The following is a 450-nucleotide window of genomic DNA, read 5'->3' as shown; positions in this document are numbered from 1 at the left end:
AGGTGGGATAGATGATTGGGGTGAAGTCGTAACAAGGTAGCCGTATCGGAAGGTGCGGCTGGATCACCTCCTTTCTATGGAGAATCGTTTCCCGTGTGGAAACATTCAAATATGCAGCTTAGCTGCARAACACTCACTCGTTGCTCAGTTTTGAGAGCTCAAACTCTCAAAMCWWCTCGTTTATTCGACCGACACTTCTTGTGAGCGGCCCGAACCAAACGATTTGTTCTTTGAAAACTAGATATCGAAACGAAACAAACGCGAATTAGAACATTCCTTTTTAGCTGAACTTGTGTATAACAAGTTTCAATAAAAATGGTAGATTGCTGGAGCGAGTGATCGAAATGGAACGACTTTTGGATTTGCGCAAGCAAACCAAGGGAAGTGACAGCTCGAACACGAGCGACCTGGTTAAGCTACTAAGAGCACACGGAGGATGCCTAATGCCTA

At 44.8% G+C, this 450-nt stretch carries 1 rRNA gene; it reads left to right on the top strand.

Going from position 1 to position 450, the window contains the following annotated elements:
- Nucleotides 1-74: ribosomal RNA gene (locus tag AB4Z30_RS30010) — 16S ribosomal RNA — on the top strand; the annotation flags it as partial.
- Between the last annotated feature and the right edge of the window lie 376 nt (nt 75-450).

Origin of the sequence: Paenibacillus sp. 2TAF8 (assembly GCF_052114825.1) — a bacterium.
GTDB lineage: Bacteria > Bacillota > Bacilli > Paenibacillales > Paenibacillaceae > Paenibacillus.
This window is presented reverse-complemented; position numbering and strand designations above follow the sequence as displayed.